The following is a 17,295-nucleotide window of genomic DNA, read 5'->3' on the forward strand; positions in this document are numbered from 1 at the left end:
CTCACACAATGCCGGTGGCGTAGAAGGTAGCGATAACGACGAAGACCGCCAGGGTCTTGATCAGCGTAATACAGAAAATGTCTTTGTAGGCTTCGCGGTGGGTCAGGCCCGTGACCGCCAGCAGGGTAATCACCGCGCCGTTGTGGGGCAGGGTGTCCATGCCGCCACTGGCCATGGCCGCCACCCGGTGCAGCACTTCCAGGGGGATGTTGGCGGCGTGGGCGGCAGCGATGAAGTCGTTGGCCATGGCGGCCAGCGCGATGCTCATGCCGCCCGAGGCGGAACCGGTGATGCCGGCCAGCAGGGTCACGGTAATTGCTTCATTGACCAGCGGGTTGGGGATGCTTTTGAGCCAGTCGGCCAGCACCAGGAAGCCCGGCAGGGAGGCGATGACCGCACCGAAGCCGTATTCCGAGGCGGTGTTCATGGCCGCCAGCAGGGCGCCGCTGACCGCACTCTTGCTGCCTTCGGCGAGCTTGCTGCGAATCGCCTGGAAGCCGAACACCAGCACCATCAGGATGCCTACCAGCAAGGCTGCCTGCACGGCCCAGATGGCGGTGAGCTTGGCGATTTCGGTGGTCACCGGCGCGGTCATGCCGGGCAGGCTGAGGCTGTGGGTCTTGCCGTACCACTGGGGAATCCAGTGGGTGAACAGCAGGTTCATGATGCCCACCGCCAGCAGCGGCGACAGGGCCAGCCAGGGGTTGGGCAGCTTGATATCCTCGGCGGTTTCCGGTTCGTTGCGCAGCACGCTGCCATAACCTTCACCGCTGCGCTGGGCCTTGTTGCGCTGGCGCTGGAGAAACAGCATGCCGGCGCAGAACACGAAAATCGTGCCAATTACTCCCAGCCACGGCGCAGCCCAGGCGGTGGTGTTGAAGAAGGTACTGGGGATGATGTTCTGGATTTGCGGGGTGCCCGGCAGGGCATCCATGGTGAACGAGAAAGCGCCGAGGGCGATGGTGGCCGGGATCAGCCGCTTGGGAATGTTGCTCTGCTTGAACATCTCGGCCGCGAAGGGGTACACCGCGAACACCACGACGAACAGCGAGACGCCGCCGTAGGTGAGCAAGGCGCAGACCAGCACGATCACCAGCATCGCCTGGCGGGTGCCCAACAGGCGGATGGCGGCGGCCACGATCGAGCGCGAGAAGCCCGACAGCTCGATCAGCTTGCCGAACACTGCACCGAGCAGGAAGACCGGGAAATACAGTTTGATGAAGCCGACCATTTTCTCCATGAACACCCCGGTAAAGGCGGGCGCAACGGCGGAGGGGTCGGTCAGCAGGACGGCGCCAAGGGCGGCAATCGGGGCAAAGAGGATAACGCTATAGCCACGGTAGGCTGCGAGCATCAGCAGCGCGAGGGCTGCCAAGGCAATGATCACACTCATGGTGTGTCTCCTTCGATTGTTATTTTTTTAGGGGGTAAAGCAGGTGTGGAAGGGGCTATAGCGGGTTTTGTGCCAGGTCTTTAAGTTATTGATTTATAAGGTTTATTTTCTTTGTTGGTAATATTTTTTAATAATTTGTCTCAGTATTGAGATGTTTGTCGACGGGGATAACGTCATCGCGGGCAAGCCTCGCTCCTACAGGGGAGGGTAAACGCCTGTAGGGGCAGGGCTTACTCGTGATAGCGCAGTACTTGTCTCTCTATAAAGACTAAAGTCTCAATAGGGAGACTCGACAATTCCCAGCGCCACCATCTTCTTGTACAAGGTCGACCGCCCCAGCCCCAGCCGAACCGCAGCTTGCGGCACCTTGCCCGCGCATTGGGCCAGGGTGTTCTGGATCAACTGCCGGTCGAAACGTTCGCGGGCGGCGCTGAAGGTTTCGTTCAGTTGGGGCTCGATCAGCACTGCTGCCGCGCGTTGCACGGGCACCAGGCTGCCGATTGCCGCGCGAATTTCGCTGGCGTCGAGGATCAAGTCGTCGCTGAGCAGTGCCGCCCGCTCCAGCACGTTGCGCAGTTCGCGGATGTTGCCCGGCCAGGCGTGTTGGCCCAGCAATTCCAGGGCCGGTTGGTCGAGTTCGTGCTGGCTGCGCAGTTCTTCGAGAATCGCTTCGCTCAAGGCGGGCAGGTCGTCGAGGCGCTCGCGCAGGGGCGGCACCTGGATCGGCAGGACGTTGAGGCGGTAATACAGGTCGGCGCGAAACTCGCCGCGTTTGATCGCCGCTTCAAGGTCGGTGGAGGTCGCGGCGATCACTCGCACGTCACTCTGGATCATTTCATTGGAGCCCACCGGCTCGAATTCCTTCTCCTGCAGCACCCGCAGCAATTTGCTTTGCAGGGGCAGGGGCATGTCGCCGATCTCATCGAGAAACAGCGTGCCGCCCTGGGCGATTTGCAGCTTGCCGGCGCGTCCCTTGCGATCGGCGCCGGTGAAGGCGCCGGGGGCCGTGCCGAAAAACTCGGCTTCCAGCAGCGCTTCGGGAATCGCCGCGCTGTTGATGCTGACAAAAGCTTTATGTGCCCGGGGCGAGGCGCTGTGAATTGCCTGGGCCAGCAGTTCCTTGCCGGTACCGGTTTCCCCCAGCAGCAACACCGGCGAGTCGGTGCTGGCGCTGCGTCGGGCACGGCGCTTGACCTCCAGGCTGGCGGCGCTGGTGCCGATGAAATGGGCAAAGGTGTACTTGGCCTGGCGGGCCCGCAGCAAGGAGCGGGTGGAGGCCAATTCTTCCTGCATGCTCAGGTAGCGCTTGAGCATCGGCGACAGGCTGCGCAGCTCATCGAACAGGGCAAAGCCGATGGCACCGATCACGGTCCCGGCATCGTCGTGGATCGGCAGGCGCATCACCACCAGTGGTTCCTTGGAGGTGTCCTGCATGTCCAGCAGGATCGGCCGGCCGCTGCGCACCACCTCACGCAGCAAACTGCCGGGGATCACGCTTTCGCAGGCCTTGCCGATGGCCACGGCGGCGGATTCCAGGCCAAAGCGCCGGGCATAGCGCTCGTTCATCCAGACGATGTTGGCGTCGCGGTCGACTATCACCGTGCCTTCGCTGGATTGCTCGATGATCTCGAACAGTGAGCGGATCGCCAGCGAGCGTACGCGTTGGTAGTCCTTGAGGTTTTCGCCGGTGTTCATCGGTTCATTTCCGAGAGGTGTGTGGGGTGTGGTGGCCTCATCGCGAGCAAGCTCGCTCCTACATTTTTCAACCACAGATCCAATGTGGGAGCGAGCTTGCTCGCGATGGGGGCAATACGGTCCGCCCGCAGACGCGCAATCATGACCACCCCGGATGCGCTGCAGCCAACAGCTCCTTGGTATAGGGATGCTGCGGCGCATCGAACACATCATGACTGGCGCCGCGTTCAACCACCTTGCCGTCCTTGATCACGATCATGTCGTGGGCCAGGGCGCGGACCACCGACAGGTCGTGGCTGATGAACAGGTAGGTCAGGCCATGTTTTTCCTGGAGTTGGCGGAGCAGGGCGACCACCTGTTTTTGCACGGTGCGGTCCAGCGCCGAGGTCGGTTCGTCGAGCAGGATCAGCGCCGGCTTGAGCACCAGGGCGCGAGCGATGGCGATGCGTTGGCGCTGGCCACCGGAAAACTCATGGGGGTAACGATGGCGGCTCTGTGGGTCCAGGCCGACTTCCTTGAGCACCTGGATCACCTGGGCTTCACACTCTTGGGCGGTGCATTGGCTGTGGACCTCCAGGCCTTCGCTGATGATCTGCGCCACCGACATCCGCGGGCTGAGGCTGCCGAAGGGGTCCTGGAACACCACCTGCATCTGTTTGCGCCAGGGCCGCAGTTGCTTCTGGTTGAGGCCGTCCAGTGCCTCGCCCTGGAAGCGGATGCTGCCCTCGGAGTCGAGCAGGCGCAGGATCGCCTGGCCGAGAGTCGACTTGCCTGAGCCGGATTCGCCGACGATGCCCAGGGTCTTGCCCCGTTGAATGCTCAGGCTGATACCGTCCACGGCATGCAGCCAGGTTTTGCGCTGGAACAGCCCGCCGCCGAGGGGGAAACGCACGTTCAGGTCGGCAACTTCCAGCACCGCCTCGCGTTCATCCCGGGGCAGCGCTTCACCTTCCGGCTCGGCGTTGAGCAGCACGCAACTGTAAGGGTGCTGGGGTGCGGTGAACAGGGTTTCACAGGCGGCCTGTTCGACGATCTCGCCGCCGCGCATCACGCAGACACGCTGGGCGATGCTGCGCACCAGGTTGAGGTCATGGCTGATCAGCAGCAGCGACATGCCCAGGCGTTGCTGCAGCGACTTGAGCAACAGCAGGATCTTGCGCTGCACCGTCACGTCCAGCGCGGTGGTGGGCTCGTCGGCGATCAGCAATTCCGGTTCGCAGGCCAGCGCCATGGCGATCATCACCCGTTGCCGCTGGCCGCCGGAGAGCTGGTGCGGGTAGGCCTTGAGGCGTTCCTTGGGTTTGGCGATGCCCACCAGGTCGAGTAATTCGAGGATCCGCCGTTGCGCCGCCTTGCCGCCCAGGCCCTTGTGCACCAGCAGGGTTTCGCCGATCTGCTTCTCGATGCTGTGCAGGGGATTGAGGGAGGTCATCGGCTCCTGGAAGATCATCGCGATCCGATTGCCGCGCAGGCTGCGCAAGGTGCCGGCCTCGGCGCCGAGCAATTGTTGGCCACGGTAGCGAATGCTGCCCGAGGACTGGGTGCCACACTCTGGCAGCAGTTGCAGGATCGAGTGGGCGGTCACTGACTTGCCCGAACCGGATTCACCGACCAGCGCCAGGCACTCGCCGGCACGGATGTCCAGGCACAGGTCGCGCACTGCCACCTGGCCGTTGAAGGCCACGTTGAGGTCACGGATTTCGATCAGGTTGTCACTCATGGCAATAGTCCGTTTCAGCATCGTGGATCAAGATCGTGGATCAAGATCGTGGATCAAGATCGTGGATCAAGATCGTGGATCAAGATCGTGGATCAAGATCGTGGATCAAACGCGTCGCGCAAGGCTTCGCCGATAAATACCAGCAGAGACAGAATCAGTGCCAGGGTGAAAAACGCCGTCAGCCCGAGCCACGGCGCTTGCAGGTTCTGTTTGCCCTGGCCGATCAGTTCGCCCAGCGATGCACTGCCGGCCGGCATGCCAAAACCGAGGAAGTCCAGGGCGGTCAGGGTCGAGATGGCTCCGGTAAGAATGAACGGCAGGTAACTCAGGGTCGCGTTCATGGCGTTGGGCAGGATGTGCCGCACGATCACCTTGCGGTCGTTCAGGCCCAGGGCCCGGGCGGCCTTGACGTACTCCAGGTTGCGCCCGCGCAGGAACTCGGCGCGCACCACGTCCACCAGGGCCAGCCAGGAAAACAGCGCCATGATCCCCAGCAGCCACCAGAAATTCGGTTCGACGAAGCCAGACAGGATGATCAGCAGGTACAGCACCGGCAGCCCCGACCAGACTTCCAGCAAGCGCTGGCCCAGCAGGTCGACCCAGCCACCGTAGTAACCCTGCAGCGCCCCGGCGGCGATGCCGATCAGCGCGCTGATGACGGTCAGCGCCAGGGCGAACAGGATCGACACCCGGGCGCCGAAGATCACCCGCGCCAGCACATCCCGCGCCTGGTCATCGGTGCCCAGCCAGTTGACCTTGGATGGCGGGCTCGGAGCGGGCTGGTTGAGGTCGTAGTTGGGCGTGTCGTCGCTGAACGGGATCGGCGGGAACAGCATCCAGCCGCCGCCCTGGTGGATCAGTTTCTGCACGTAGTCGCTGCGGTAGTCGGCCTGGAACGGTAGTTGACCGCCGAATTCCTGCTCGGTGTAGCGCTTGAATGCCGGGAAGTACAGGCTGTCCTGGTAGCTGAGGACCAGCGGTTTGTCGTTGGCGATCAGTTCACCGCCCAGGGTCAGCAGGAACAGGCCGATGAACAGCCACAGCGACCACCAGCCACGACGGTTTTTCTTGAAACGCTCGAAGCGTCGGCGCGCCAGGGGCGACAGATTGAGCATCAGGCGTTCCTCGCGGCAAAATCGATGCGCGGGTCGACCAGGGTGTAGCACAGGTCTCCGAGCAGTTTTATCAGCAGGCCGAACAGGGTGAAGATGAACAACGAGCCGAACACCACCGGGTAGTCCCGGGATACCGCAGCTTCATAGCTCATGCGCCCCAGGCCATCGAGGGAGAAGATCACCTCGATCAGCAGCGAGCCGGCGAAGAACACACTGATGAACGCCTGGGGAATCCCCGACACCACCAGCAGCATGGCGTTGCGAAACACGTGGCCGTACAGCACCCGGCGCTCGCTCAGGCCCTTGGCGCGGGCGGTGACCACGTATTGGCGGGTGATTTCGTTGAGGAAGGAGTTTTTGGTGAGGATGGTCAGGGTCGCGAAACCGCCGACCACCAGCGCCGTCACAGGCAGCACCAGGTGCCAGAAGTAGTCGGCGATTTTACCCAGGGTCGACAACTGCTCGAAGTTTTCCGAGACCAGTCCCCGCACCGGGAACCAGTTGAGCGAGGTGCCGCCGGCAAAAATCACGATCAGGAACATGGCAAACAGAAAGGCCGGCATGGCGTAGCCGATGATGATCGCGGTGCTGCTCCAGATGTCGAACTGGCTGCCGTGATGCACGGCCTTGCGGATGCCCAGCGGAATCGACACCAGGTAGGTGATCAGGGTCGCCCAGAGCCCGAGGGAAATGGTCACCGGCATTTTTTCCAGGATCAGTTCGGTGACCGTGGCCCCGCGAAAGAAGCTCTTGCCGAAGTCCAGTTGGGCGTAGCTCTTGAGCATCAGCCACAGGCGCTCATGGGCCGGCTTGTCGAAACCGTACTGTTTCTCGATGTCCTTGATCAGCTGTGGATCGAGGCCGCGACTGGCCCGCGAGCCATGGCTCAGGGCATCGCCAGACGCACCGAGGCTGCCACCCCCGCCAATCCCCTGCAGATGCGCGATGGCCTGTTCCACCGGGCCGCCGGGCGCGGCCTGGACGATCACAAAATTGACTAGCAGGATGATCACCAGGGTCGGGATGATCAGCAGCAAGCGGCGCAATACATAGGCCAGCATCAGCGCGGTCCTCCGGGCTGGCCACGCTTGATGCGTTCGGCGGCCATTTGTTCATTGGTCAGCGGCGTGGTGCTCACTTGCCACCAACTCTCGATGGCTTCGTCATTGCTGGCCGGTACCGCCGGCATGCCAAAGCGGTTCCACCACACCGTGGAGCTGCCCGGCGGGTAGTAGTTGGGAATCCAGTAGTAGTTCCATTGCAGCACCCGGTCCAGGGCGTGGGCATGGCGCAGCATGTCGGCCTGGGTGGTGGCCTTGACCAGGCCATCGAGCAGGCGGTCGACGGCGGGGTTCTGCAAGGCCATGTAGTTGTTGGCGCCGGGGTCGTTGGCCGCGGCCGAGCCGAAATAGTTGAACAGCTCACCACCCGGCGAGGTGCTGACCGGGTAGCCGGTGACGATCATGTCGTAGTCGCGGCTCATCAGGCGATTGACGTACTGCGAGGAGTCGATCAGGCGGATATTGAGGTGAATGCCGATCTGCGCCAGGGTGCGTTTGTAGGGCAACAACAGGCGATCCATGCCGTTCTGGCTGATCAGGAACGTGAACGCCAGCGGTTCCCCCTGGGCATTCACCAGCCGATCGCCGTCGGGTTTCCAGCCGGCCTGTTCCAGCAGGTCCAGGGCTTGCAGTTGCTTGTCGCGAATCAGCCCGCTGCCATCGGTTTTCGGCGCTTCGAAGACCTGCGTGAAGACCTCGTCGGGAATCTGTCCGCGCAGTGGTTCGAGAATCGCCAGTTCGTCGGCATCCGGCAGTTGGCGTGCGGCCAACTCGGTGTTGGAGAAGAAGCTCTGCTGGCGGATGTACAGGTCACGCATCATCTGCCGGTTGCTCCACTCGAAATCCCAGAGCATGGCCAGGGCCTGGCGCACGCGGCGGTCCTTGAACATCGGGTTCTGCAGGTTGAACACAAAACCCTGGGACGTTTGTGGAGCCTGCTTGGCCAGGTGGGCTTTCTGCAGGCGGCCGTCGTTCAGGGCTGGACCGTCGTAGCCGATGGAATAACCGGTGGCGGAGAACTCGCGGTTATAGTCGTAGGCGCCGCCGCGCAAGACCTGGCGCGCCACGTCGGTGTCGCCAAAGTACTCGATGCTGAAGCGGTCGAAATTGTACAGGCCGCGGCTGACGGGCAGGTCCTTGGCCCACCAGTCGGGGTTGCGCTCGAAGGTGATGCTGCGCCCGGAGTCGATCTTGCTGACGCGGTACGGGCCGCTGCCCAGGGGCGCTTCGTAGCCGCCACCATTGGCGAAGTCGCGGCTTTTCCACCAGTGTTCGGGGAACACCGGCAAGGTCGCGATATCCAGTGCCAGGGTGCGATTCTGGTTGTTCTTGAAGTCGAAGCGAATGGTCCGTGGCGACTCGACCTCGACGCCTTTGACGTCGGCAAACTGCGTGCGATAGCGCAGGCTGCCCTGGGTCATCAGCAGGTCGAAGGTGTAGCGCACGTCCTCAGCGGTGATGGCGCGGCCGTCGGCAAAGCGGGCTTTGGGGTTGAGGTAGAAGCGCAGCCACATACCGTCCTCGGCGCGCTCCATTTTTTCCGCCACCAGTCCGTAGACAGTGTAGGGCTCGTCCAGCGAGCGTTGGGCCAGGGGCGAATACACCATGCCATCGAGCTGGCTGACGCCGATGCCTTTGTCGATGTAGGGCGAGACGTGGTCAAAGCGCCCGATCTCAATGGCCGAACGGCGCATGCTGCCGCCCTTGGGGGCTTGTGGATTGGCATAGGCAAAATGGCTGAAATCGGCAGGGTACTTGGCCGGTTCGCCGTAGACGGTGAGGGCGTGCTGGGGAGCTGCATTCACGGTGGTCGCGCTCAGCAGCAAGGCCAGGACCGTGGAGATCAATGAGGAGAAAGCCAGTCGCATTGTCAGCCTTAAGAGCCGGGTGATCGATGGTTCGATTTGTACGCTAGCGGCGCAGGCCTGGCCAGCCAAAAACGTTCGGCACAAACACAACGGCCCACCAGAAGGCGGGCCGTTGTTCAAGCAGTCGGCTGTGGATCAGTCCTGACGGCTGGTCACTTCCAGCAGGTGGTAACCGAACTGGGTCTTGACTGGGCCTTGTACGGTGTTGACCGGGGCGCTGAAGACCACGGTGTCGAATTCCTTGACCATCTGGCCAGGACCGAACGAGCCCAGGTCGCCGCCTTGACGGCTGGACGGGCAGGTGGAGTTGGCTTTGGCAACTTCGGCGAAATCAGCGCCGCCTTCGATCTGGGCTTTCAGTTCGTTGCACTTGGCTTCGCTGGCAACCAGGATGTGACGGGCAGTGGCTTTGGCCATGGGAAGAATCTCCATTCAATGTTCAATAAAGTGCTGAGCCTACCGGATTCAGAGGGCTATTTCTCGTCAATCTGCTGCCTGATCCTGAGCCAAGGGGCCGCCGGTCGAAAATATTGCACCGCCCATGATTCAGACGCCGGCCTGCTTCAGGCGCTCGGCGTGCTCCAGGTACAGGGCCACGGGATTGATGCCCAGGCGCACCAGGCCAGTGGTCTGGTTGATGCTGTCCATGTGATCCAGCGGGTAGTCTGAGCGCAGGACCGTGCCCAGGTGCGAGCTGAAGCGCCCGACCATGCCGTCGTTCTGCTCGGCCTCGCGGATGAAAAAGCGCGAAAAGTTGCGGCAGAACAGGTGCAGCGGATCGAGGGCGTTAGGGCCCTCATCCCGCAGGCGCCCCTGCACAGTGCCACTCCAGGAGTAATAGCGAACGCCGTTGACCTGCTCTTCGCCGTTGCCGCCCCAGGTGTCGGGCAAGCCTTGTGGGTATTTGCCATTGAAGGCGGTGACGCCCTCGGTGGTCAGGGCGTTGAGGGCGGCGATGGCGTTCTGCGGGATTTTCGGACTGCCGCTGATAAATCTGAGGAACTCGACAAACAGCGTCGAGACCGCCGCCGCGACCTGCTCGGGCAGATGCCCGGGGGTCAGCGCCTGGCGCAGGCGGTCGGCCAGTTCCGAGCCATGGTTCGGCCCGCTGACCGAAGTAATCGAGGCCACATGCCCGGGTGCCAGCGCCGCCGCATAACGCGCCGCGAGGGCGCCTTGGCTATGGCCGATCAGGTTGACCTTGGCGGCACCGGTTCCGGCCCGCACCAGCTCGATCTGTGTCAGTAATTGCTGGCCGCGCAGTTCGTTGCTGTGGGTGGCGGAGAGATAGGGGATGAACACGTGGGCGCCGGCGTTGCGCAAGGCCTGTTTGACGCCGTGGAAGAGATCGAGATTGCCGATACTGTCGAACCCGAAGAGGCCGTGAACCAGCATGATCGGGTATTGGGTGCTTGCATTCCGTTGCATAAGCGTGCCTGTATTCCGTGGGGTCGGGAATTGTTTCGCGTTCTCACTCTAATCCAGGCCACACCGGGGCGATGTGCGAAAAAGCCGCTGTCGGTTGCTGAAGGCGGAATAGAAGTGGCAGGAGGAGTCGGTGGTGAACCTTGCCGTTGCGCGCCAAATCGGCGCAACGGCGTATTCAGTCAAGAGCCTGTGGGCTTCAGGTATTGCGCAGCTTGCGGCTGGCCTCTCGCAGGAGCTGCTCAGTCGCCTCCCAACCCAGGCAACCGTCCGTCACCGACACCCCGTAGCGCAGGGACGGCCCCAGCGCCTGGCACCCTTCGAACAGGTGGCTCTCTAGCATCATGCCGATCAGTGCGCGATTGCCGTTCAGGCGTTGCTCCAGCACGTCGTTGAACACCGCTGGCTGGCGCAGGGGATCCTTGCCGCTGTTGGCATGGCTGCAATCGACCATGATCCGCGACGCGATGTTCAGCCGCTGCAGGTCGTCCTCGATCCGGGCCACGTGGTGCTGGTCGTAGTTGGGGCCGCGATGGCCGCCGCGCAACACCAGGTGGGTGTCCGGGTTGCCCTGGGTCTGGATGATCGCCGGATGGCCCTGGCTGTCGACGCCGAAGTGGCGGTGCGGGTGGGCGGCCGAGCGCATGGCATCGGTGGCGACGCCCACGCCGCCGTCGGTGCCGTTCTTGAAGCCGACCGGCATGCCCAGGCCGCTGGCCATTTCCCGGTGGATCTGCGATTCGGTGGTACGTGCACCGATAGCCACCCAACTGAGCAGGTCATCGAAGTAGCTGGCGGCCATCGGTTGCAGCAACTCGGTGGCAACCGGCAGGCCGAGGCGCAGCATCTCGCGCATCAATTCCCGGGACAGGTTCAGGCCGCCGACCATGTCGTCACTGCCGTCCAGGTGCGGGTCGTAGGCCAGGCCTTTCCAGCCCACCGTGGTACGCGGTTTTTCGACATAGGCACGCATCACCAGGAGCATCTCGGCGCTGACTTCGTGGGCGAGTCGGGCGAGTTTGCCGGCGTATTCAAGGGCCGATTGCGGATCGTGGATCGAGCAGGGGCCGACGACAACCAGCAGACGCGAGTCTTCACCTTCAAGGATGGCGCGGATGGCTTGGCGATGGGCGGCGACCTGTTGGCTCAGGGCGAGGCTCAGGGGCAATTGTTGCTTGAGCTGCAATGAGCTGGGCAGACGCTGGGTCAGTGCTTCATTGGCAGGGTTGTGGGTGGACAGCGGCAGAGCGGATACGCGGGAGTTCATATTCAGGCTTCCTGGGCTGGCGGCGGGTTCGTGCCCGCGCGCTCGGCCCTACTGGGGTGTTCGACAATTGGCCGTGTTGGCTGGGTGTGTGCGCTTGCCACCTGTGGGTGACCGATCGGAGGCGGCAGGCTGTCCCGAGCGGAGGCTGGTAAATCGCCAGGCGGTAAAACTGTCGTGACGGTAATAAGTGGTGTAGTTCATGGGGTAATTCCTTGAAGTCAGTGATGTTGCTAAAAAGTTAGGGCCTTGAAAAAACAAAACCCCCGGTCGGGGAGCCGACCGGGGGTTGAGAATTCTCTGGCAGGCGACCCCTTGAGTAGTGGCCGCCGTGTAGGTATCAGGCGCGCCAGTGGCTAAACCAATACCCAAAATAAAAGTTTGCTGGAGCCCAGTTGCCATTCGCCCGCGCAGCCGCAGCCGAGCGCAGGGCGCTAGGGGTGCAAAGCTGGGAAGGGGTATGCGACATGCAGGTACGTCTCCGTTGAATGCCCCGAGCTTACTAGAGGCCGGGACGCAGTTTCAATCAGAAAATGCTATCGGGGTGAAGGTTGCTCGCTATGGCTTAAGTCGTGATGCGCTTTATGCCAGACTCGACGATTGCCTCCGAACCCTCATCAAGGAAAGCTGGGATGACCACACTGACTGTTGCAGCGGCTCAATCGATCTCGATTGCTGGCGATGTCCACGCCAATATTGCCCATCACCAGCGTTTCATCATGGCCGCGGCGAAGCAGGGTGTGCAGGTGCTGGTGTTTCCCGAGCTTTCCCTGAGCGGTTATGAGCGTGGCCTGGCGGCGCAATTGGCGATCGCCCCGGATGCGGCGTTGTTGCAACCCTTGCGGGACCTGGTGCGAGAAGTAGGCGTGACGGCTGTCGTCGGTATGCCGATTCGCCTGTCTGACGATTCCCCGGTGTTGATCGGCGCGCTGGTGCTGGCGGCCGACGGCTCGTTGGCCGTGTACAGCAAGCAGCACCTGCACCCCGGCGAAGAAGTGGCGTTCGCACCGGGGGCGGGCGGCGCACCCTTGATCGTGGGTGATGACACCATTGCGCTGGCGGTCTGTGCCGACTTTTCCCACGCCAGCCATGCGGCAGCAGCCGCTGAAGTGGGGGCGAACATCTATGCCGCCGGGGTGTTGATCACCGAAGGCGGATACGCCGCCGACAGCGCCTTGCTGCAAGGTTATGCGCGCGAACACGGGATGCTGGTACTGATGGCCAACCATGGTGGCGCGACCGGCGGCTGGGAGTCGGCGGGGCGCAGTGCTATCTGGGCAGCGGACGGCAGGCTGCTCGCCGCCGCTCCCGGGAAGGGCGATGCGCTGGTGATCGCTCGTCGCCAGGCGGCGTTATGGCGCGGTGAAGTGGTGCCGGTGCAGCATGCCTGAGCCCGGATTGGCGCTGCGTCTGGCCACCACCGAGGATTTGCCGTTCGCCCGGGCACTGGCCCGGCGCGGCATGCTCAGTTATTACGTGCGCCATGACCTGTTGTGGCTCGACGAGGGGTTCGACGTGGCCTGGGCCGGGCGGCAGAACTGGTTGATTTGCCAGGACGCGGCGGTGCTCGGCTTTACCAGCCTGAGTCGCGACGCTAATGCCCTGTACATTCGTGAGTTGCACGTGGTCGAGGCCGCGCAGGGGCGGGGCATTGGCAGTTGGACGATCGATCAGGTTTTTGCCCTGGCCAGCCAGGAGCGGCGTCCGGCCCTGCGTCTGACGGTGTTCACCGACAACCCGGCGCAAGCCCTTTACCTGCGCATGGGATTGCAGATTGTCGGGCAGGATGATTGCTTCTTGCGAATGCAACGCCAGTGTCCGCGTTGAAAGGTCTGTAAGGCGCGTAGTACAAGCGCTGCAAGATCTATTGAAACCATTTTAAATCTTGGGTTCTGCTAGGTCTGCCGGATGCTTTTTGCTAAGGTGGCGGGCAACCAACAAGACCATATCGCGGGGTGTCTGCTTGATTAGGGTGCTAGTAGTCGATGACCATGATCTCGTTCGTACAGGTATTACACGAATGCTGGCTGACATCGATGGCCTGCAAGTAGTCGGCCAGGCCGAGTCGGGAGAGGAATCCCTGCTCAAGGCGCGCGAACTGAAACCCGATGTGGTGCTGATGGACGTCAAGATGCCCGGCATCGGCGGCCTGGAAGCCACGCGCAAGTTGTTGCGCAGCCATCCGGACATCAAGGTCGTGGCGGTCACCGTGTGCGAGGAAGACCCGTTCCCGACGCGACTACTGCAAGCGGGCGCGGCAGGCTACCTGACCAAGGGCGCCGGCCTCAACGAAATGGTCCAGGCGATTCGCCTGGTGTTTGCCGGCCAGCGCTACATCAGCCCGCAAATTGCCCAGCAATTGGCAATCAAGTCATTCCAGCCGAGCAACGATTCGCCGTTCGATGCCCTTTCGGAACGCGAGATCCAGATCGCCCTGATGATTGTCGGCTGCCAGAAGGTGCAGATCATCTCCGACAAGCTCTGCCTGTCACCCAAGACCGTGAACACCTATCGCTATCGGATTTTCGAGAAGCTTTCGATCAGCAGTGACGTCGAGTTGACCCTGTTGGCGGTGCGTCACGGCATGGTCGATGCCAGCCTCTGAAATGACTCAAGCCTTTGATCCAAGCGCCTTTCTCGCCACCTGCAGTGGGCGCCCCGGGGTGTATCGCATGTTTGACAGCGATGCGCGCCTGCTCTACGTGGGCAAAGCCAAGAACCTGAAAAAACGCCTGGCCAGCTACTTTCGCAAGACCGGCCTGGCGCCCAAGACGGCGGCGCTGGTGGGCCGTATCGCGCAGGTCGAGACCACCATCACCGCCAACGAGACCGAAGCGCTGCTGCTGGAGCAGACGCTGATCAAGGAGTGGCGGCCGCCCTACAACATCCTGCTGCGCGACGATAAGTCCTACCCCTATGTGTTTCTTTCCGACGGCCAGTTTCCACGCCTGAGCATTCATCGCGGGGCAAAAAAGGCCAAGGGCAAGTATTTCGGTCCTTATCCCAGTGCCGGGGCGATTCGCGAAAGCCTCAGCCTGCTGCAAAAAACCTTTTTCGTCCGCCAGTGTGAAGACAGCTACTACAAGAACCGCACCCGGCCGTGCCTGCAATATCAGATCAAGCGCTGCAAGGCGCCCTGTGTCGGCCTGGTGGAGCCAGAGGTGTACGCCGAGGATGTGCGGCACTCGGTGATGTTTCTCGAGGGCCGCAGCAATGCCCTGACCGACGAACTGTCGGCAGGCATGGAGCAGGCAGCCAGCACCCTGGATTTCGAGCGCGCGGCCGAGTTGCGCGATCAGATTTCCCTGCTGCGCCGGGTCCAGGACCAACAGAGCATGGAAGGCGGCACGGGCGACGTCGATGTGGTCGCGGCATTCATCAACCCGGGTGGCGCCTGTGTGCACTTGATCAGTGTGCGTGGCGGGCGAGTGCTGGGCAGCAAGAACTTTTTCCCGCAGGTGGGTATTGAAGAGGACGTTGCCGAGGTCATGGCGGCGTTTCTCGGACAGTATTTCATCAGCAGTCCTGAGCGCGACCTGCCGAGTGAGCTGATCGTCAATGTGGTCCATGAGGACTTTCCCGCGCTCATCGAAGCCATTCACGAGCTGCGCGGTCGCGAGTTGACCATCAGTCACAGGGTCCGTGGCACCCGGGCGCGCTGGCAACAATTGGCAGTGACCAACGCCGAGCAGGCGCTGGGCGCGCGCCTGGCCAATCGTCAGCACGTTGCCGCGCGTTTTGACGCCCTGGCTGAAGTGCTGAATCTGGATGAACCGCCACAGCGCCTGGAGTGTTACGACATCAGCCACTCCAGCGGCGAAGCGACCGTGGCGTCCTGCGTGGTGTTCGGCCCGGAAGGGCCGTTGAAATCCGACTACCGCCGCTACAACATCGAAGGGGTGACCCCGGGGGATGACTACGCGGCGATGCATCAGGCGCTGACCCGGCGCTTCAGCAAACTCAAGGACGGCGAGGGCAAGCTGCCGGACATCCTGCTGGTGGACGGCGGCAAGGGCCAGTTGTCGATGGCGCGTGACGTGCTCAATGAACTGGCGGTGCCCGACCTGATTCTGCTGGGCGTGGCCAAGGGCGCGACCCGCAAGGCCGGCTTCGAAACCCTTTACCTGAATGATGCGGCCCATGAGTTCACCCTGCGCGGCGACTCCCCGGCGTTGCACCTGATCCAGCAGATCCGTGACGAGGCCCACCGTTTTGCGATTACCGGGCACCGCGCGCGACGTGGCAAAACCCGCCGCACCTCAACCCTGGAAGGGGTTGCCGGGGTAGGGCCGACCCGGCGTCGGGACCTGTTGAAACATTTTGGTGGATTGCAGGAGCTGTCTCGTGCAAGCATCGACGAAATCGCCAAAGCACCGGGGATCAGTAAAAAGCTCGCAGAGTTGATTTATGCAAACCTGCACAGCGAGTAGAATGCCCCCTCACCTCGTAGCCAGTTGTGCCGATGAATATCCCTAATCTGATCACCGTACTACGCGTTCTGCTTATCCCGATCTTTATTCTGCTGTTCTACATGCCGTATCACTGGAGCTACATGGCCGCCAGTTCGGTCTTTGCGTTCGCTGCGGCGACGGACTGGCTGGACGGTTACCTGGCCCGCCGGCTGGAGCAGAGCACCCCGTTCGGGGCGTTTCTCGATCCGGTGGCAGACAAGCTGATGGTCGCCGTGGCCCTGGTGCTGTTGGTCCAGGAGCACGCCAACCTGTGGCTGACCTTGCCGGCAGCCGTGATCATTGGCCGCGAGATCGTCATTTCCGCCCTCAGGGAGTGGATGGCCGAACTGGGCGCACGGGCCCAGGTGGCCGTGTCGAACCTGGGCAAATGGAAAACCGCCGCGCAAATGCTCGCGCTGGTGATCCTGCTGGCCAACCCGTCGGACTTCAGCTTCTGGGTACTGGTGGGCTATGCCTTGCTGCTGGTCTCGGCCGGCCTGACCTTGTGGTCCATGGTGCAATACCTGCGCGCCGCCTGGCCGCACCTGAAAACCGACGTGCAGAAAAAATAAAACTTTTTTGAATCAAAGGGTTGACGCGTATTCGAATTGCTATAGAATACGCCACACCAAGACGCGGGAATAGCTCAGTTGGTAGAGCACGACCTTGCCAAGGTCGGGGTCGCGAGTTCGAGTCTCGTTTCCCGCTCCAAATATAGACCTGCAAAAGTCACTGGCTTATGCAGGTCAACAAAAAAGACGCTTCGGCGTCTTTTTTCGTTTCAGTACTATCCGCCGACATCGATTATCCAACAAATTTGACATACACCAGTTCAGGGTCGTGTTCGTCAAGATTATCGATTCGCCCGCTCGGTACAAAACCCGCTTTCTTGAACAGTGACTGCGAAGCCGTGTTGGATGCATTGGTTGAAGCAAACAGCTTGGCTGTCTTGCACGCGGCTTCGGCTGCCGCTAGTAAATCGAGCGCTATGCCTTGCCGTTGCTGTGTCGGTGACACGACCACCAGCTCAACGAAGCCATGGCTGAAAAAATCATCGGTAAGTACCAGGTAACCTGCGCACTGATCGGCAGCGACGGCTACCAGGCATTGCTGGCGAACGACGGCATCATGGATAAAGTCGCGACGACTGGCGTGTTGCGTCGCATAGGTATCCAATGCGATCAGTGCGGGCACGTCCTCGGTCGTCCCGTGGCGGATGAGCCAGTTCAAGCTGATGGGGAACAGGGGGCTGCCGTGGGGCATTGGGATTATCCTTCAGCCGGTGCTGGTATCGAAGCTGTGT

15 protein-coding genes and 1 tRNA gene are annotated in these 17,295 nt (G+C 62.0%); 6 read left to right on the forward strand and 10 right to left on the reverse strand.

Translation table 11 applies throughout. From position 1 onward, the window contains the following. Position 1: 1 nt before the first annotated feature. The 9 genes from PspS04_RS11115 to PspS04_RS11155 form a co-directional block, all read right to left on the reverse strand. On the reverse strand, positions 2-1,393 hold the full coding sequence (locus tag PspS04_RS11115) for a GntP family permease (protein ID WP_095170380.1): 1,392 nt from the start codon (positions 1,391-1,393) through the stop codon (positions 2-4). Positions 1,394-1,669: 276 nt separating this feature from the next. Continuing rightward, positions 1,670-3,088 carry a sigma-54 interaction domain-containing protein gene (locus PspS04_RS11120; protein WP_095170381.1) on the reverse strand — a complete coding sequence of 473 codons (1,419 nt, stop codon included), beginning with the start codon at positions 3,086-3,088 and terminating at the stop codon, positions 1,670-1,672. A 139-nt stretch (positions 3,089-3,227) separates the two neighbouring features. After that, a complete protein-coding gene (locus PspS04_RS11125) occupies positions 3,228-4,808 on the reverse strand; it encodes an ABC transporter ATP-binding protein (RefSeq protein ID WP_095170422.1) in 1,581 nt (526 codons plus the stop codon). 92 nt (positions 4,809-4,900) lie between these two features. Then, complete coding sequence (locus PspS04_RS11130) at positions 4,901-5,923, reverse strand: ABC transporter permease (RefSeq protein ID WP_095170382.1); 1,023 nt, start codon at positions 5,921-5,923, stop codon at positions 4,901-4,903. Beyond that, positions 5,923-6,984, reverse strand: a complete 1,062-nt coding sequence (locus PspS04_RS11135; protein WP_095170383.1) for a microcin C ABC transporter permease YejB — start codon at positions 6,982-6,984, stop codon at positions 5,923-5,925. Before PspS04_RS11135 ends, PspS04_RS11130 begins: the two co-directional genes overlap by 1 nt. Then, the gene (locus tag PspS04_RS11140; RefSeq protein ID WP_159995220.1) at positions 6,984-8,852 is read right to left on the reverse strand and encodes an extracellular solute-binding protein; all 1,869 of its coding nucleotides are present in this window, start codon (positions 8,850-8,852) and stop codon (positions 6,984-6,986) included. Before PspS04_RS11140 ends, PspS04_RS11135 begins: the two co-directional genes overlap by 1 nt. 135 nt (positions 8,853-8,987) lie before the next feature. After that, positions 8,988-9,269 carry a peptidylprolyl isomerase gene (locus tag PspS04_RS11145; protein WP_008369704.1) on the reverse strand — a complete coding sequence of 94 codons (282 nt, stop codon included), beginning with the start codon at positions 9,267-9,269 and terminating at the stop codon, positions 8,988-8,990. A 129-nt stretch (positions 9,270-9,398) separates the two neighbouring features. Next, positions 9,399-10,280 (reverse strand): esterase/lipase family protein, encoded by an 882-nt coding sequence (locus tag PspS04_RS11150; protein ID WP_159995222.1) that lies wholly within the window; start codon positions 10,278-10,280, stop codon positions 9,399-9,401. Between the two features lie 196 nt (positions 10,281-10,476). After that, on the reverse strand, positions 10,477-11,544 hold the full coding sequence (locus tag PspS04_RS11155; protein WP_159995224.1) for a 3-deoxy-7-phosphoheptulonate synthase: 1,068 nt from the start codon (positions 11,542-11,544) through the stop codon (positions 10,477-10,479). A 629-nt stretch (positions 11,545-12,173) separates the two neighbouring features. Between PspS04_RS11155 and PspS04_RS11160 the strand changes: the two genes are divergently transcribed. The 6 genes from PspS04_RS11160 (at position 12,174) to PspS04_RS11185 (ending at position 16,703) form a co-directional block, all read left to right on the forward strand. Continuing rightward, complete coding sequence (locus PspS04_RS11160; protein WP_159995226.1) at positions 12,174-12,932, forward strand: carbon-nitrogen hydrolase family protein; 759 nt, start codon at positions 12,174-12,176, stop codon at positions 12,930-12,932. Continuing rightward, positions 12,925-13,368 (forward strand): GNAT family N-acetyltransferase, encoded by a 444-nt coding sequence (locus PspS04_RS11165; protein WP_159995228.1) that lies wholly within the window; start codon positions 12,925-12,927, stop codon positions 13,366-13,368. The genes PspS04_RS11160 and PspS04_RS11165 overlap by 8 nt, the downstream gene beginning before the upstream one ends. Positions 13,369-13,504: 136 nt before the next feature. After that, on the forward strand, positions 13,505-14,146 hold the full coding sequence (gacA, locus tag PspS04_RS11170) for a response regulator transcription factor GacA (protein WP_071555134.1): 642 nt from the start codon (positions 13,505-13,507) through the stop codon (positions 14,144-14,146). A 1-nt stretch (position 14,147) separates the two neighbouring features. Continuing rightward, positions 14,148-15,971 (forward strand): excinuclease ABC subunit UvrC, encoded by a 1,824-nt coding sequence (uvrC, locus tag PspS04_RS11175; protein WP_095170423.1) that lies wholly within the window; start codon positions 14,148-14,150, stop codon positions 15,969-15,971. 32 nt (positions 15,972-16,003) lie between these two features. Beyond that, a complete protein-coding gene (gene pgsA, locus PspS04_RS11180) occupies positions 16,004-16,564 on the forward strand; it encodes a CDP-diacylglycerol--glycerol-3-phosphate 3-phosphatidyltransferase (protein ID WP_095170389.1) in 561 nt (186 codons plus the stop codon). A 63-nt stretch (positions 16,565-16,627) separates the two neighbouring features. After that, positions 16,628-16,703: transfer RNA gene (locus PspS04_RS11185), tRNA-Gly, on the forward strand. Between the two features lie 93 nt (positions 16,704-16,796). Here the strand turns inward: PspS04_RS11185 and PspS04_RS11190 are convergent. Continuing rightward, positions 16,797-17,255, reverse strand: coding sequence for a GNAT family N-acetyltransferase (locus tag PspS04_RS11190; protein ID WP_159995230.1), 459 nt, complete (start codon positions 17,253-17,255; stop codon positions 16,797-16,799). Between the last annotated feature and the right edge of the window lie 40 nt (positions 17,256-17,295).

The sequence above is a fragment of the Pseudomonas sp. S04 genome, from assembly GCF_009834545.1.
GTDB lineage: Bacteria > Pseudomonadota > Gammaproteobacteria > Pseudomonadales > Pseudomonadaceae > Aquipseudomonas.

What these genes read in the sequence shown, in the direction of transcription:
- PspS04_RS11115 (WP_095170380.1), bottom strand. Translation starts at nt 1,393, where the DNA reads ATGAGTGTGATCATTGCCTTGGCAGCCCTCGCGCTGCTGATGCTCGCA.
- PspS04_RS11120 (WP_095170381.1), bottom strand. Translation starts at nt 3,088, where the DNA reads ATGAACACCGGCGAAAACCTCAAGGACTACCAACGCGTACGCTCGCTG.
- PspS04_RS11125 (WP_095170422.1), bottom strand. Translation starts at nt 4,808, where the DNA reads ATGAGTGACAACCTGATCGAAATCCGTGACCTCAACGTGGCCTTCAAC.
- PspS04_RS11130 (WP_095170382.1), bottom strand. Translation starts at nt 5,923, where the DNA reads ATGCTCAATCTGTCGCCCCTGGCGCGCCGACGCTTCGAGCGTTTCAAG.
- PspS04_RS11135 (WP_095170383.1), bottom strand. Translation starts at nt 6,984, where the DNA reads ATGCTGGCCTATGTATTGCGCCGCTTGCTGCTGATCATCCCGACCCTG.
- PspS04_RS11140 (WP_159995220.1), bottom strand. Translation starts at nt 8,852, where the DNA reads ATGCGACTGGCTTTCTCCTCATTGATCTCCACGGTCCTGGCCTTGCTG.
- PspS04_RS11145 (WP_008369704.1), bottom strand. Translation starts at nt 9,269, where the DNA reads ATGGCCAAAGCCACTGCCCGTCACATCCTGGTTGCCAGCGAAGCCAAG.
- PspS04_RS11150 (WP_159995222.1), bottom strand. Translation starts at nt 10,280, where the DNA reads ATGCAACGGAATGCAAGCACCCAATACCCGATCATGCTGGTTCACGGC.
- PspS04_RS11155 (WP_159995224.1), bottom strand. Translation starts at nt 11,544, where the DNA reads ATGAACTCCCGCGTATCCGCTCTGCCGCTGTCCACCCACAACCCTGCC.
- PspS04_RS11160 (WP_159995226.1), top strand. Translation starts at nt 12,174, where the DNA reads ATGACCACACTGACTGTTGCAGCGGCTCAATCGATCTCGATTGCTGGC.
- PspS04_RS11165 (WP_159995228.1), top strand. Translation starts at nt 12,925, where the DNA reads ATGCCTGAGCCCGGATTGGCGCTGCGTCTGGCCACCACCGAGGATTTG.
- uvrC (WP_095170423.1), top strand. Translation starts at nt 14,148, where the DNA reads ATGACTCAAGCCTTTGATCCAAGCGCCTTTCTCGCCACCTGCAGTGGG.
- pgsA (WP_095170389.1), top strand. Translation starts at nt 16,004, where the DNA reads ATGAATATCCCTAATCTGATCACCGTACTACGCGTTCTGCTTATCCCG.
- PspS04_RS11190 (WP_159995230.1), bottom strand. Translation starts at nt 17,255, where the DNA reads ATGCCCCACGGCAGCCCCCTGTTCCCCATCAGCTTGAACTGGCTCATC.